Below are 14,791 nucleotides of genomic sequence, written 5' to 3' on the forward strand. Positions count from 1 at the left end.
GTCGTGGACAATGGCCTGCGTGTCTCGCAGCCGTATCGCCGTCCCGTCGCCCTACGTCGAGTTCGACCGAGCTGCGTGGGTGGGCCTGCGAGATTCCCACCCGATGAGCCTGACCGGTGAGGACGTTCGTCGGCTGCGCAGCACCGGGGACAGGCTGGACATGCCGGAGGTGGAGGACATCTACCTGCCGCTGTCCCGCCTGCTCAACATCTACGTCGCCGCGACCGGCCGCTTGCATCGGGTGACCACCGACTTCCTCGGCGAGCGACCGGCCCGCACACCGTTCGTGATCGGCATCGCCGGATCCGTGGCGGTGGGCAAGTCGACCACCGCGCGCATCCTGCGCGAGCTGCTCGCCCGCTGGCCCGGCGCGCCGCGCGTCGAGCTGGTCACCACGGACGGCTTCCTCTTCCCCAACGCAGAGCTCGAGCGGCGAAACCTGCTGCAGCGCAAGGGTTTTCCCGAGTCCTACGACCGTCGAAAGCTGATCCGTTTCCTCAGTGAGGTCAAGTCCGGCGCCCCGCGCGTCACGGCGCCGGTCTACTCACACCTGAGCTACGACATCGTGCCGGGCGAGCAGATCACCCTCGAGCAGCCGGACGTGCTGATCGTCGAAGGTCTCAACGTGCTGCAGCCCTCGGCCCCGACGACCGATCAGCGGGGCACGCTCGCTGTGTCGGACTTCTTCGACTTCTCGGTGTATGTCGATGCCCGCGAGGACCACATCAAGCAGTGGTACGTCGAGCGCTTCCTGCGCTGGCGACAGACCGCGTTCGCCGACCCCAACGCCTACTTCCACCGGTATGCCGCACTGACCGACGAACAGGCCGTCGCGCGTGCCGAGCAGATCTGGGAGACGACCAACGGTCCGAACCTGGAGGAGAACGTCGCCCCGACCCGCAGTCGCGCGACACTCGTGCTGCGCAAGGACGCGAGCCACAACGTGACCCGGATCCGGCTGCGCAAGATCTGACTCAGCCCGACCGGGCCGTGGAAGCCGCTACTGTCGTCGGTTACTCGCCCGAGATCGCGCACAACGGCGAGTGAGTGACGACAGTAGCGAGAAGGCGCGTCTCGCGGGATCAGCGGGTCTCGGACGGGTCCGAGAACTCCTCGCGGTCTTGCTCGTCGTCCTGCTCGTCGTCTTCGTCGAACATGTGCTCCACGTCGTCGACCGACATGGTGTTCGCGTCCTCGTCGTCATACTCGTCGCCGACGTAGGCCTGCTCGGCGCGGCGCGTGCGCACCCACAGCAGCAGCCAGACGCCGGCGGCCACTGCGGCGACGACCAGGGCCAGCAGGACGCCGCCGAAGAGCTGGTAGAGCAGGTGCGAGACGCCGTTCGCCGGCACCGACCCCTTCTTCTCGTTGTTGAAGGTGGGCGCCTGACTGTCGCCCCACTTGGCGCCCAGCCCTCCCCCGAGGGCGATCAGCAGCACCGCGACGACCCAGTAGGTCGCTACGAACCAGCGCTTGTGCAGGAGCATGGTGCTCAAAGTAGCCCGTCGTTCGGCAGTATCGAGATCAGTCGCCTGTCGGCGTTTCGCCGACCCTACCGGCAGCTGCGCCGGTCAACGGGGACCGGTGCGGCACCGCCCGTGCTCGAGCGGTCAGTACCAGCCGGTGGCCTGCGAGTGACCCCAAGCGCCACAGGGCGAACCGTAGGTCGCCTTGATGTAACCCAGGCCCCAGCGGATCTGCGTGGCCGGGTTGGTGCGCCAGTCGGCACCGGCGCTGGCCATCTTCGAACCGGGCAGCGACTGCGGAATGCCATAGGCGCCCGACGAGGCGTTGGTCGCGCTGGCGTTCCAGCCCGACTCGCGGTTCCAGAGGCTGACCAAGCAGCCCATCTGGCTCTGGTCCCAGCCGTATGACGACAGCTGCGACGACGCGTAGGCCTGCGGACTGCCGCTGAACGACGTGGCCGGCGGACGGCTGCTGTCGCGGGAGGTGGTCGACGCCTGCGCGCGCTTGGCCTCGGCGGCCTTCTTCGCCGCAGCAGCCTTCGCGGCGGCCTTCTCGGTCACCGCCTTCTGGGCCGACGCGACGCTGGACTTCGCGGCGCTCTCCAGCTTCGCGGCAGCGGTGGCGCGAGCGGCTGCGGCGGAACGCGTCTTGGCGTCGGCTGCCTTGCGCGCGCTGACGGCGTTCTGAGCGGCAACCAACTGGGCCTGGCCGTCCGCGGCGACGCCGGAGTCGGCCGCGCGCAACGCGGTCGACGTCGTCGCCGGAGCTCCGAGCACCAGCTTGGCCTGTGCCGAGCCGGCTGCGGTCGCGTTGGCGGTCGCGGCGGTGGAGTATGCCGCGGCAGCGACCGAAACGGTCGAGATCGCTGCGGTGGCGGCAACGGCCGGCCGGCGGAGTGCGCCGATCCCGGTGTCGCGACGGGCGCGGTGACGTCCCACGGGACGAGACATGGAGCAGGGGCCTTTCGGGGGAAGACAGGGCCAACGCACTCCGCAAGCCCGGCAGAGTGATGCGACAGAACCTGACGGTCCTGTCGCATCACACTGCCGCGCTCGCCGGGGTGATCCTCAGGGGAGAAAATCACGCCGCCCGGACCCGTGAAGGTCGCGTTCGTCGAGCACGTCCCGGGTACGTTACCCCGAAAACCGACCCGCGCGTTACCGAAACGAGATATCGGCTGTCAGAAAGATTTCCGGCGGATGGCCGATCAGGCCTCCGATCCTTCGAGCAGATCGGTCACCAGGGCCGCGATCGGACTGCGCTCGCTGCGGTGCAGCGTCACGTGTCCGAAGAGCGGATGACCCTTGAGCTTCTCGATCACCGCAGCCACTCCGTCGTGCCGGCCCACCCGCAGATTGTCGCGTTGTGCGACGTCGTGGGTGAGCACGATCCGCGAGTTCTGACCGATCCGCGACAGGACCGTGAGCAGCACGCCACGCTCCAGCGATTGCGCCTCGTCGACGACGACGAACGCGTCGTGCAGGGACCGACCGCGGATGTGCGTCAGCGGCAGGACCTCGAGCAGCCCGCGATCCATGACCTCCTCGGTGACCTCTCGGGACACCACGGCGCCGAGTGTGTCGAAGACCGCCTGGGCCCACGGGCCCATCTTCTCGTTCTCGGTGCCGGGCAGGTAGCCCAGCTCCTGGCCGCCGACGGCATACAGCGGGCGGAAGACGATCACCTTGCTGTGCTGCCGGCGCTCCATGACGGCTTCGAGTCCGGCGCACAGCGCGAGCGCGGACTTGCCGGTGCCGGCCCGGCCACCGAGGCTGACGATGCCGACGTCCGGGTCGAGCAGCAGGTCGAGGGCGATCCGTTGCTCCGCGGACCGGCCGTGCAGGCCGAACGCGTCGCGGTCACCGCGCACGAGTCGCACCGACTTGTCGGCCATCACGCGGCCGAGCGCACTGCTGCTGCCGGCACCCAGCATCACCACGCCGGTGTTCGTCGGCAGATCGGCGACTTCCGGGATCTCGGCGCGGCCCTCGTCATACAACGTGTCGAGCACCTCGGGTGGTACGTCGAGCTCGGTGGTGCCGGTCCAGCCGGAATCGACGGCGAGTTCGGCGCGGTATTCGTCCGCGCGCAGACCGACCGCGGACGCCTTGACCCGCATCGGCATGTCCTTGCTGACGACGGTGACGTCATGTCCCTCGTTGGCCAGGTTGCGCGCGACCGCGAGGATGCGAGTGTCGTTGTCCCCCAAGCGGAATCCGCTCGGGAGCGACTGCGGGTCGGTGTGGTTCAGCTCCACCCGCAACGTGCCGCCGTCGCCGATCGGGACCGGCGCGTCGAGACGGCCGTGCGTCTCCCGCAGGTCGTCGAGCGCGCGCAGTGCGGAGCGGGCGAAATAGCCCAGCTCGGGGTGATGGCGCTTGGCCTCCAATTCGGTCACGACGACCACCGGGAGCACGACCTCGTGCTCGGCGAAGCGGGTCATCGCCCGTGGATCGGACAACAGGACGGAAGTGTCGAGCACGTAGGTGCGCACAGCACGCGGGTCTGCAGCGGACGTCGAAGCGGAGGGCTGGGAGCTGATGGCCATAACGATCTCCTGCGTCACACGGCACGTCGCGCCGTGTGACCTACTCTCGGACCAAGTGCCGGGACCGGGCCCGTAAGGGCCGGTGCCGGCCCTTCGTCCGGAGCAACGATCGCTCCATCTCGGGCCTCCCGAACGCCCCACGGGGATCGCGGTGCGTCGGGATCGACACTACGACCGGTTGCGCCGTTGACCGTGCACCACGCCGAACGACACGCGACCTGCGCAACAGGAGTTCATCGGCAGGACGGCGTCCGGTCACCAAAGGTGTCACTCCAGTCACTTCTGCCTCAATCGACCCACAGGCTCCGTGGTCGCGGGAACGGAATTCCGTTGCCGCCATACCGGCTCGGCTGCTGAACTACCCGCATGACTCCGCCAGTGCTTCCCCCGCCCGTACAACCCGGTGGTCGCGTCGCGATCCTCTCGCCGAGTTGGGCGGCACCGGCACACTTCCCCGCCATACACGAGCGGGCCCTGGAGCGACTGCGCGACGACTACGGCGTGGAGCCGGTGGAGTTCCCGACCACCCGACGCGACGCGTCGCCGGTCGACCGGGCCGCCGACGTCACCGCGGCGTTCGCCGACCCGAGCATCACGGCGGTCATGTCGACCATCGGCGGCGACGACCAGATCACCGTGCTGAAGCACCTGGACGCCGACGTGATCCGCGCCAACCCGAAGCGGTTCATCGCCTACAGCGACAACACGAACCTGTCGAATTACCTGTGGTTCCAAGGCATTGCAAGCGTGTATGGCGGCTCGACACAGGTGCATCTGGGACCCGTTCCGGACAAGGCGCACCTGGAGTCGCTGCGCGCGGGGCTGTTCGGCGGCGACCTGCGACTGACCCCTCCGGAGCGCACGCGGGACGTCGGCATCCGCTGGGACGACCCGCGCGCGCTGACCGATCCCGCCCCCGACCTGCCGGCGGAGCCGTGGACCTGGAGCGGGCCGCGGCGCACCATCACCGCGCCGACCTGGGGCGGCTGCCTGGAGATCGTGGAGTGGACGCTCGCGGTGAACCGCTGGATGCGCCCGCTCGACGACTACCGAGGCGCCGTCCTGCTGCTCGAGCCGCACGAGGAGCTGCAGACACCGGAGCAGAACTACCGACTGCTCCGGAACATCGGCGAGCGCGGACTACTGGACGTCGCGTCGGCGCTGCTGTGGGGCCGACCACCGGCCGGCGATCACGAGCGGCCCGCGACGGAGGAGGCCGCAGCGACCTGGCGCGCCGAACAGCGCGACGTCGTGCTGCGGGCGGTGCAGGAGTACAACCCCGACCTCGTCGTCGCACTCGACGTCGACTTCGGCCACACCAGCCCCCAGCTCCTGCTCCCGTATGGCGGGAAAGTCACCGTCGACGGCGAATCTCAAACGATCACAGCCCACTTCGAGTGAAACTCCGCCACCCCCGAGTGAAGCCATGACCATGCCGAGTGACGGCTTCTTCGGCGAGTGACGGCGCAATTGGACCGTCAGCCGGCGAAGAAGCCGTCACTCGGGAGATTGAAGCGGTGGGTTCTATTACTTGCCGAGGCGGCGATCGCGCACGGCATAGGCGCGCAGCGCACGCAGGAAGTCGACCCGCCGGAAGTCCGGCCAGTACGCCTCGCAGAAGTAGAACTCGGAGTTCGCGCTCTGCCAGAGTAGGAACCCGCCGAGCCGCTGTTCCCCGGAGGTGCGGATCACCAGGTCGGGATCGGGCTGGCCTTTGGTGTAGAGATGCTGCGCGATGTGTTCGACGTCGAGGCTCTCGGCGAGGTCCTCGATCGACGTCCCGCGCGCCGCGTGCTCCTGCAGCATCGCCCGGACCGCGTCGGCGATCTCCCGCCGGCCGCCGTAGCCGACCGCGATGTTGACGATCATCCCGTCGACCCCGGCCGTGGACTCGGCGGCTTCCTTCAGCACCTGAGCCGTGGACGCCGGCAGCAGGTCGAGCGCGCCCACCGGGTGCAGCCGCCAGCGCTGATCGGCGGCCAGCCCCTCGACAGCGCCCTCGATGATGCCGAGCAACGGCTTCAACTCGACCGGTGACCGGTTGAGGTTGTCGGTCGACAGCAGCCACAGGGTGACGACCTCGACGCCGGCCTCCTCACACCAGCCGAGCAGCGGCTTGATGTTGTCGGCACCGGCCTGATGCCCGTCGGCGGTCTGCGCTCCACGGGCCTTCGCCCACCGGCGGTTGCCGTCGAGCATGACGCCGACGTGCCGCGGCAGGTTCTGCTGGGGCAACGACTTGCGCACGTGTCGCTCGTATGCGGCGTACAGCAGATCGCTCACGCGCATCGGTCGTCCCCCATTTCCTGTCGTCGGGTCTGCAGACCTCCAGCGTATGCCGAGGCGCTCGTCACATCGACCAAGCACGGTAGTTCGTGTTCGATCCGGTCACCTACCCTTGCCCCATGATCGAGTCGCGCCCGTCGGCCCCCCGCTCCCTGCAGCAGGACGCAGCCGACCTGGTGCGCGCCGTCAAGCCGAAGCTGCGGGGCTGGCTGCACGCCGGTATGACGCCACTCGCGGTCGCCGCGGGAATCGTGTTGGTGTGCTTGGCTCCTGGCACCCGCGAGCGCCTCGGCGCGGCGGCGTTCGCGCTCACCGCGGTGCTGCTCTTCGCCACGTCCGCGGCATACCATCGCGGCACCTGGTCCACGAAGGTCGAGCGGACGCTCAAGCGGATGGACCACTCCAACATCTTCCTGATCATCGCCGGCACCTACACGCCGTTCGCGGTGACCTTGCTGCGCGGCTCCCAGGAGATCAGCCTGCTGCTGATCGTGTGGGGCGGCGCGATCCTCGGTGTGTTGTTCCGGGTCTTCTGGGTCGGCGCACCGCGCTGGCTCTACACGCCGATCTACGTCGCGCTCGGCTGGGTGGCGATCTTCTACTTCGGTCCGTTGCTGGACGCCGGCGGCGCGGCGGTGATGACCCTCGTCGCGGTCGGCGGCGGTCTCTACACCCTGGGCGCGATCGTCTACGGGACCAAGAAGCCCGACCCGTCGCCGCAGTGGTTCGGCTTCCACGAGATCTTCCACTCGCTGACGATCCTTGCGTTCGTCTCGCACTACATCGCGGTGTCGTTGGCGATCTACGCCCACCACCGCTGACCGTCGGGACGGCGACCGGGTCAGCCCTGATCGGGCCGGTCGTCGGGTTGCTTGGCAGCCTGCGCTTCCGCTGCGGGCGCTTGCGTCGGGTGCGCCGCGGACCGCGGGTGAGCCGACGGGATCCGATGCCGGACCGGGTGGTCCTGCTCCTCCTGCCACTGCGCCCTGCGCAGGTGGTTGTTCATGCTTCGGAAGAGCAGCCAGCAGGCGATCGCCAGACCGAACAGCACGATGAAGCCCCAGATGCCGGCGGTGACCGCCACACTCTCGTTGCCACCATCACCCATGGGTCGCCTCCTGTGTCACTCGCTGCTTCACATCGTCCACGACCGGCGCGCCGAGCGGCCCGGTCGCCATCGCATCGGCGGCTGCGACGTCGGCCGGCAGTCCCGCGAAGAGATCGTCCTCGCCGTCGGCCAGTGGCACGAAGGACCGCGCCAGGTCGAACTCCTCGGTCGGCCAGATCCGCGCCTGGTCGGCCGGCGACAGCGCGAAGAACGAGCCATCCGGGTCGATCTGCGTCGCGTGCGCCAGCAGCGCCTGCTCACGCACCGGGAAGTACTTCGAGCACTCGATGCGGGTGGTCACCCGGCCCTCGGGACGGTCCTCGCGGTGCCTGAGCCATTCGGCGTATGGCGACTCGCGCCCCTCGTCCAGGAGGGCCTCGTGGAAGGCGATCATCTTCGCCCTGGAGAAGCCGCGGTCGTAGTAGAGCTTCAGCGGCTGCCACGGCGCCCCGGCGTGCGGGAACGCCTCCGCGTCGGCGGCCGCCGTGAACGCCGCGAGCGTCACGTCATGGGTCATGATGTGGTCCGGGTGGGGGTAGCCGCCGTTCTCGTCATACGTGGTGATGACGTGCGGCCGGAACTCCCGGATCGCTCGCACGAGGGCTTCGGTGGTGATCTCCAACGGCTCCAGCGCGAAGCACCCCTCGGGCAGCGGGGGCAGCGGATCCCCTTCCGGGAGACCGGAATCCACGAAACCGAGCCAGGTCTGCTCGACGCCGAGGATCTCGCGGGCCTTGGCCATCTCGGCCCGACGGACCTCGGGCAGGTCACGCGCGATGTCCGCGTTGCCCTTGAGGCGTGGGTTCAGGATGTCGCCGCGTTCACCGCCGGTGCAGGTCACCACCAGGACGGGGTGGCCCTCGTCGACGTAGCGGGCCATCGTGGCGGACCCCTTGCTCGACTCGTCATCGGGGTGGGCGTGCACTGCCATCAGGCGCAGTGACTCTGTCACGTGCTGCACTCCTTGTCACAGGTACTCAGGGGGACGATCCGCTCCGGTTCCGGAGGGGCGACCGGGGATCGCCCGAGTTCGCAACCTATTGTCTCACCTCATGAACATCCCCCGACCTGCACCCGAGGATCGCAAGTGGTGGGTCATCGGCATCATCGGTGTGCTGATCATGACCGCGGGCGCGGTCTGGTGGGGTATCTCCGCAACGCGTGGCGTCAGCTGGGAGAACGGACCGTTCGACGTCAAGAACGACCGGAGCGTGCAGGTCACCTTCTACGTGACGAACCAGGACGGCAAGCCGGTCACCTGCGAGTTGGAGGCCCAGGACATCAACCACGGCCGGGTCGGCGTCATCACGGTGAAACTGCCCGCCAGCTCGTTCCGTACGACGTCATACACCCGCACCATCCCGACGGTCGCCAAAGCCGTGACCGGCATCGTGGACCACTGCGAGTACCGCTGAACGATTCGGGTCGCGGCGCCTGGCGGTGCTAAGGTTGGTAGCTACGCCCAAAGGTCTGGGACCAGCATCCGAGCCACGTGCCGGAGCGGCCCCGGACCTCATTGTTTGACCAATGGTTTGACAGGTCCATCGACCTAAGGAGAGATCGTGACTTCTGCTGACACCTCAGCCAGCTTCCTGACCCAGGAAGCCTACGACCGCCTCAAGGCCGAGCTCGACCATCTGTCCGGCGAGGGTCGCACCGACATCGCCAACCAGATCGAGGAAGCTCGCCAGGAGGGCGACCTCAAGGAGAACGGCGGCTACCACGCGGCCAAGGAGGAGCAGGGCAAGATGGAGGCCCGCATCCGGCAGCTCGAGGAACTGCTGCGCAATGCGGTCGTCGGCCACTCCACCGCCACCGAAGGCACCGTGAGCCCCGGCATGGTCGTCACCGTCGAGATGTTCGGCGACAAGGAGAAGTTCCTCCTCGGCAGCCGGGAGATCGCGGGCGACTCCGACCTGGACGTCTACAGCGAGCAGTCCCCGCTGGGCGGCGCCATCAACGGCGCCAAGGTCGGCGAGAGCGTTTCCTACGAGGCGCCCAACGGCAAGACGATCGAGGTCAAGGTGCTCGAAGCGACGGCATACACCGGCTGACGCACCCGCCGTACAAACGGCATACGACGGCATACAACGGCATACGAAGGGCGCCCCGGCAGCGATCGCTGCCGGGGCGCCCTTCGCGTTCCCCGGAACTCGTTCCCCCGAGTCCGTGCCCGGAGCTATTTGGCGACGGCCTTCTTGTATGCCGCCGTCGCGAACGGCAGGAAGATCGCCAGCAGCACCACGGACCAGATCAGCGTGTAGAGGTCCGGATGCTGCAGCGCCCAGGTGTATGCCGTCTGCTTGTCGATCTCCGCGTGGGTCTGCCCCGGGGCCTGCATGGAGTAGAGGTTGCCGAAGTTCTGGCGGGCCGACTGCGTGATGGTCGACACGGGGTTCCAGCCGGCGATCGTCTTCAGGACCGACGGCATGTTCTGCGACGGCACGAACGTGTTGGCGATGAACGTCACCGGGAAGATGACCATGAACGACGCGTTGTTGACGACTTCGGGCGACCGCACCCGCATGCCGATGTAGGCGAACACCCACGACAGCGAATAGGCGAAGAAGAGCATCAACGCGTAGGCCCACAGGGCGTGCAACGGGCCGTCGTGCATCCGCCAGCCGATGACCAACCCGGTCAGCGACATCACGACCAGCACGACGATGTTGTTGACGACGTCGGTCAGGGTCCGCCCGAAGAGCACGGCGCTCGGGTGCATCGGCAGCGTGCGGAACCGATCGATCACGCCCTTCTGCATGTCCTCGGCCATCATGTAGCCGGTGATCGTGGCGCCGAAGATGATCGTCTGGCAGAAGATGCCGGCCATCATGAACTCGCGGTAGCCGGACTGCACCGAGGCGCCCGAACCGGCCAGCGAGCCGAAGACGTAGCCGAACAGCAGCACGAACATGATCGGCTGCAGGGTGGTGAAGATCAGCAGGTCCGGAACCCGTCGGATCTTGATCAGGTTGCGTCGGGCGACCGTCAGGCCGTCGCCGATCAGGCTGCCGGTCGCGAGCTCCGGTCGGGTGGCGGGCGATGCCGACACCGCCGTGTCCGTCTCCAGTGGCGGATTCATGCCGATCCCCTCGTTCCTCGGGTGTCGGCATTCATCGTGAGCCCGTTTGGTCGCTCGCTGCGCTCGCTCATGCCGGCCTCCCCACGAGTGCCTCAAGCTCCTCGTCCTCCGACTCGGCCTTGTGACCGGTCAGACTGAGGAAGGCATCGTCCAGAGTCGGGCGACGAATTCCGATGTCCTGCACGGTGATCGAGCTCTCGTCGAAGCTACGGACGGCCTGCAGCAAGGACTGCGTGCCACCCGTCACGGGCACGATCAGTCGACGCGTGTGCGCGTCGGTCTCCACCGCTCCGGCACCGACGGCGGTCATGATGTCGCCGGCCTCGGTGAGCCGCGCCCCGTCGGCGACCGTGACCTCGAGACGTTCGCCGCCGACCTGGGCCTTCAGCTCGTCGGCAGTGCCTTCGGCGATGATCCGACCGCGGTCGATGACCACGATGTTGTCGGCCAGCCGGTCGGCCTCCTCGAGGTACTGCGTGGTCAGCAGCACCGACGTGCCCTGTCCGACGAGGGTGTTGATGACGTCCCACATGTCGCCGCGACCGCGCGGATCGAGCCCGGTCGTGGGTTCGTCGAGGAAGATCACCGGGGGTCGTGCCACGAGTGCGCCCGCCAGGTCCAGCCGACGTCGCATGCCGCCGGAGTAGGTCTTCGCCGGACGACTCGCGGCCTCGTCGAGTCGGAACTGGCCGAGCAGCTCCGCCGCGCGCGCCTTCGCGTCCTTGGCGGACAAGTGGTAGAGCCGCCCGATCATCTCGAGGTTCTCCCGGCCGGTGAGGTATTCGTCCACCGCTGCGTATTGACCGGACACCCCGATCTGCCGCCGCACCGCCTGCGGATCGCGCAGCACGTCGGCGCCCGCGACCGTCGCCGACCCGGCGTCCGGGCGGATCAGCGTCGTGAGCATCCGCACCGTCGTCGTCTTGCCGGCGCCGTTGGGCCCGAGCACCCCGAGCACACTGCCCTCGGGCACTCGCAGGCTCACGCCGTCGACCGCCTTCACGTCCTTGTAGTGCTTGACCAGCCCTTCGGCTGTGACCGCGTCGGTCATCTTGTCTCCCTTGTCCCAGCTGCCCGGTCTCACCGTCTCACGAAGCACCGACAACGAGCCGTCGGTTTTTTCGCGACATATCGCAAGTTCGAAATGACGATATATCGCGTCTTGTTCCGGAGTCAACGGTGTTTGTATGTCGTGTCGCGTCATGCCGGGCAGCGAACAAGGCTGAGGGGCGGTTGCGCGAGCTTGCTCGCGCAACCGCCCCTCAGCCCTGCAAGGAGTCCAGCCGGAAGGCTCCGCTCAGCCGTCGAGCGCTTGGGCGAGGTCGGCGATCAGGTCGTCCGGGTCCTCCAGGCCGACCGACAACCGGATCAGGTCGTTCGGCACCTCGAGCTCCGTCCCCGCGACGCTGGCGTGCGTCATACGACCCGGGTGTTCGATGAGCGACTCGACACCGCCGAGCGACTCCCCCAGCGTCCAGATCCTGGTGCGCCCGATCGCGTCGACCGCGTGCTGTTCGCCACCGTCGAGCTGGAAGCTGACCATCCCGCCGAACCGGCGCATCTGCTTGGCGGCGATGTCGTGACCGGGGTGGCTGTCCAGACCCGGGTAGTAGATGTGCGTGACGTCCTTGCGGCCGCGCAGGTAGTCGACGACCTTCTCCGCGTTGTCGCAGTGCCGCTCCATGCGGACGGCCAGCGTCTTCAGACCGCGCAGCACCAGCCACGAGTCGAAGGGGCCGGCGATCGCGCCCATGGAGTTCTGATGGAAGCCCACTCGCTCGGCCGCATCGGCGAACTCGGGGACACCGATGTTCTCGGCGACCACGACGGCGCCGCCGACGACGTCGCTGTGTCCGCCGGAGTACTTCGTCGTGGAGTGCATGACGATGTCCGCGCCGAGGCTGATCGGCTGTTGCAGGTATGCCGACGCGAACGTGTTGTCGACGACGAGCAGCGCGCCCGCCTCGTGCGCGATCTGCGCGATCGCCGCGATGTCCGCGATACCCAGCAGTGGGTTGGTCGGTGTCTCCAACCAGACCAGTTTCGTCACGCCGGGACGGATCTCCCCGCGTATGGCGTCCGCCTGCGACACCTTCGCCAGGCTGTGGTCGACGCCCCACACCTTCTGCACCTTGTCGACGAGACGGAACGTGCCGCCATACGCATCGGTCGGAATGATCATGTGCTCGCCCGGTCGCAGGATGGCACGCATGATGCAGTCCTCGGCAGCCAGACCGGAGGAGAACGCGAATCCCTTTGCGCCGCCTTCCAATGCGGCGATGCACTCCTCGAGTGCGGCACGTGTCGGGTTGCCGGAACGGGAGTATTCGTAGCCCTCTCGCAGGCCGCCGACCCCGTCCTGTTTGTAGGTGGAGGTCTGGTAGATCGCGGGCACGACAGCCCCGGTGCGTGGGTCAGGCTCCTGCCCGGCATGGATGGCGCGCGTCGAGAAGCCGTGCTCAGTCGTCATGAGGCAACCTTACGGTCATCTCGGTCTGGCATCGTGACGGACATGAGCGATCGCGATTTCCGAGGACTGGGCGCCCACCCGCACTCTGCAGGGACAACGTTCGGCGTATGGGCTCCGCACGCGGAGACCGTGTCCGTGGTCGGTGATTTCAACAACTGGGACGCGGCGGCCGGCCCACTCACACGCGACGGCGACGTGTGGAGCGCGGAGGTCGCCGGGGCAGCACCCGGTCAGCAGTACAAGTTCGCGATCACCAGCGGCGGCACCGTGACCGAACGGATCGACCCCTACGCACGCCAGTGCACGAGCTCGGTGGGCAACGGGATCATCTACGACGACAGCACTTTCGACTGGGGCGGCGACGACTTCCGGTGCCCACCGATGAACGAGCTCGTGATCTACGAGACCCACGTCGGATCGTTCGTCACCGACGGCGAGAGCGTGGGTCGGCTCGATCAGGTCGCGACCAAACTCGACTACCTGAAGTCGTTGGGCGTCAACGCGATCCAGCTGATGCCGCTGATGGAGTTCGCCGGGGACTACTCGTGGGGATACAACCCCGCGCACGTCTTCGCCGTCGAGTCCGCGTATGGCGGCCCGGACGGACTGAAGCGGCTCGTCAAGGCCGCTCACGAGCGCGGCATCGCCGTGATCATCGACGTCGTCTACAACCACTTCGGCCCGTCCGACCTGGACATGTGGCAGTTCGACGGCTGGAGCCAGGACGGCAAGGGCGGCATCTACTTCCTCCAGGACTGGCGGTCGACTACGCCGTGGGGTGACACCCGGCCCGACTACGGGCGGCAGGAGGTCCGCCAGTTCATCGCCGACAACGCGCGGATGTGGCTGGCCAACTTTCACGCCGACGGCTTGCGCTGGGACATGACGCCATACATCCGCAGCGTCGATGCGACGGAGGAGAACATCCCCGAGGGGCGCATCATGTGTCGTGAGGTCAACGACGAGATCCGCCGCGACTTCCCCGACTGCGTCTCGATCGCCGAGGACCTGCACGGGGATCCGACGGTGACCTCGACGGCCGACGGCGGCGCCGGCTTCCACTCACAGTGGGACAACCACTTCGTCCATCCGATCCGGGACGCAATCATTCCGGCGGACGACGGGACACGATCGATGGCCTCGGTCGCGGAGGCGATCAGCTACTCGTACGGCGACGCGTTCGCACGCGTGGTCTACACCGAGTCGCACGACGAAGTGGCCAACGGCAAGGCGCGAGTGCCGCAGGAGGCCGACCCGAACGACCCCACCGGCGTGCGGGCGCAGAAGGCGTCGACCCTGGGCGCGGCGTTGACCCTCACCTCACCGGGCATCCCGATGCTCTTCATGGGCCAGGAGTTCCTGCAGGACGAGTGGTTCCGGGACAACGTGCCGCTCGACTGGTCCGGCCTGGGTGAGTTCCACGGCATCGCGGTGCTCCATCAGGACCTGATCCGCTTGCGCCGCAACGGAAACGGCACGACGCGCGGCCTGTCCGGACCGCACGTCGAGCTGCTCGACATCGACGACGATGCCAAGGTGATCGCCTACCACCGGTGGATGGACGGCGGACCCGGCGACGACGTCGCGGTCGTGGTCAACATGAGTGGCGCCACCCACGAGAACGTCGGTGTGCGGTTTCCGTCCGTGGGTCACTGGACACTCGCCCTCAACACCGACGCCCAGATCTACAGCAGCGGCTTCACCGGCACCTGGGTCGGCGACGCGGACGCGCAGGACCACGGCGGTGCGCCGATCGCGTCAGTGACGCTGCCGCCGTACACGGCGTTGATCTTCGCCCGCACCGAGTAGGCGAGGGTCTCGATACACCTC

The 14,791-nt window shown here is 67.8% G+C and carries 15 protein-coding genes; 6 read left to right on the forward strand and 9 right to left on the reverse strand.

Annotation, left to right across the window (positions count from 1 at the left end; translation table 11 throughout):
* Positions 1-10 precede the first annotated feature (10 nt).
* Complete coding sequence (gene coaA / locus ACZ50J_RS17340; RefSeq protein ID WP_464298405.1) at positions 11-973, forward strand: type I pantothenate kinase; 963 nt, start codon at positions 11-13, stop codon at positions 971-973.
* Positions 974-1,082: 109 nt separating this feature from the next.
* Here coaA and ACZ50J_RS17345 read toward each other — a convergent pair whose 3' ends face one another.
* The 3 genes from ACZ50J_RS17345 to ACZ50J_RS17355 all read right to left on the reverse strand — a co-directional run bounded on the left by ACZ50J_RS17345 (position 1,083) and on the right by ACZ50J_RS17355 (position 4,015).
* The gene (locus tag ACZ50J_RS17345; RefSeq protein ID WP_464298406.1) at positions 1,083-1,487 is read right to left on the reverse strand and encodes a hypothetical protein; all 405 of its coding nucleotides are present in this window, start codon (positions 1,485-1,487) and stop codon (positions 1,083-1,085) included.
* Between the two features lie 123 nt (positions 1,488-1,610).
* Positions 1,611-2,417: an aggregation-promoting factor C-terminal-like domain-containing protein gene (locus ACZ50J_RS17350; RefSeq protein ID WP_464298407.1), complete on the reverse strand. Its 807-nt coding sequence runs from the start codon at positions 2,415-2,417 to the stop codon at positions 1,611-1,613.
* 257 nt (positions 2,418-2,674) lie between these two features.
* Positions 2,675-4,015, reverse strand: coding sequence for a PhoH family protein (locus tag ACZ50J_RS17355; RefSeq protein ID WP_464298408.1), 1,341 nt, complete (start codon positions 4,013-4,015; stop codon positions 2,675-2,677).
* Positions 4,016-4,381: 366 nt separating this feature from the next.
* Here ACZ50J_RS17355 and ACZ50J_RS17360 point away from each other — a divergent pair, with 366 nt between their 5' ends.
* A complete protein-coding gene (locus ACZ50J_RS17360) occupies positions 4,382-5,416 on the forward strand; it encodes a S66 family peptidase (protein ID WP_464298409.1) in 1,035 nt (344 codons plus the stop codon).
* Between the two features lie 126 nt (positions 5,417-5,542).
* Here the strand turns inward: ACZ50J_RS17360 and ACZ50J_RS17365 are convergent, their stop codons facing one another.
* Positions 5,543-6,304 (reverse strand): isoprenyl transferase, encoded by a 762-nt coding sequence (locus ACZ50J_RS17365; protein WP_464298410.1) that lies wholly within the window; start codon positions 6,302-6,304, stop codon positions 5,543-5,545.
* Positions 6,305-6,420: 116 nt separating this feature from the next.
* On the opposite strand from ACZ50J_RS17365, the gene trhA reads away from it, so the two are divergent.
* Positions 6,421-7,122 (forward strand): PAQR family membrane homeostasis protein TrhA, encoded by a 702-nt coding sequence (gene trhA / locus ACZ50J_RS17370; protein WP_464298411.1) that lies wholly within the window; start codon positions 6,421-6,423, stop codon positions 7,120-7,122.
* 20 nt (positions 7,123-7,142) lie between these two features.
* On the opposite strand, the gene ACZ50J_RS17375 is transcribed toward trhA, so the two are convergent.
* Complete coding sequence (locus ACZ50J_RS17375; RefSeq protein WP_464298412.1) at positions 7,143-7,409, reverse strand: hypothetical protein; 267 nt, start codon at positions 7,407-7,409, stop codon at positions 7,143-7,145.
* Positions 7,402-8,361 (reverse strand): mycothiol conjugate amidase Mca, encoded by a 960-nt coding sequence (gene mca, locus ACZ50J_RS17380; protein ID WP_464298413.1) that lies wholly within the window; start codon positions 8,359-8,361, stop codon positions 7,402-7,404. The genes ACZ50J_RS17375 and mca overlap by 8 nt, the downstream gene beginning before the upstream one ends.
* A 100-nt stretch (positions 8,362-8,461) precedes the next feature.
* Between mca and ACZ50J_RS17385 the strand changes: the two genes are divergently transcribed.
* Both ACZ50J_RS17385 and greA read left to right on the forward strand, forming a co-directional pair.
* Positions 8,462-8,824 (forward strand): DUF4307 domain-containing protein, encoded by a 363-nt coding sequence (locus tag ACZ50J_RS17385; protein WP_464298414.1) that lies wholly within the window; start codon positions 8,462-8,464, stop codon positions 8,822-8,824.
* Between the two features lie 144 nt (positions 8,825-8,968).
* A complete protein-coding gene (gene greA, locus ACZ50J_RS17390) occupies positions 8,969-9,463 on the forward strand; it encodes a transcription elongation factor GreA (protein WP_464301367.1) in 495 nt (164 codons plus the stop codon).
* Between the two features lie 125 nt (positions 9,464-9,588).
* Here the strand turns inward: greA and ACZ50J_RS17395 are convergent, their stop codons facing one another.
* The 3 genes from ACZ50J_RS17395 to ACZ50J_RS17405 all read right to left on the reverse strand — a co-directional run bounded on the left by ACZ50J_RS17395 (position 9,589) and on the right by ACZ50J_RS17405 (position 12,961).
* A complete protein-coding gene (locus tag ACZ50J_RS17395) occupies positions 9,589-10,491 on the reverse strand; it encodes an ABC transporter permease (RefSeq protein WP_464298415.1) in 903 nt (300 codons plus the stop codon).
* A 67-nt stretch (positions 10,492-10,558) separates the two neighbouring features.
* The gene (locus tag ACZ50J_RS17400) at positions 10,559-11,542 is read right to left on the reverse strand and encodes an ATP-binding cassette domain-containing protein (protein ID WP_464298416.1); all 984 of its coding nucleotides are present in this window, start codon (positions 11,540-11,542) and stop codon (positions 10,559-10,561) included.
* A 246-nt stretch (positions 11,543-11,788) separates the two neighbouring features.
* Positions 11,789-12,961: a cystathionine gamma-synthase gene (locus ACZ50J_RS17405; RefSeq protein WP_464298417.1), complete on the reverse strand. Its 1,173-nt coding sequence runs from the start codon at positions 12,959-12,961 to the stop codon at positions 11,789-11,791.
* A 42-nt stretch (positions 12,962-13,003) separates the two neighbouring features.
* Here ACZ50J_RS17405 and ACZ50J_RS17410 point away from each other — a divergent pair, with 42 nt between their 5' ends.
* Positions 13,004-14,770, forward strand: coding sequence for an alpha-amylase family glycosyl hydrolase (locus tag ACZ50J_RS17410; RefSeq protein ID WP_464298418.1), 1,767 nt, complete (start codon positions 13,004-13,006; stop codon positions 14,768-14,770).
* Positions 14,771-14,791 lie beyond the last annotated feature (21 nt).

Source organism: Flexivirga sp. G2 (genome assembly GCF_055397625.1).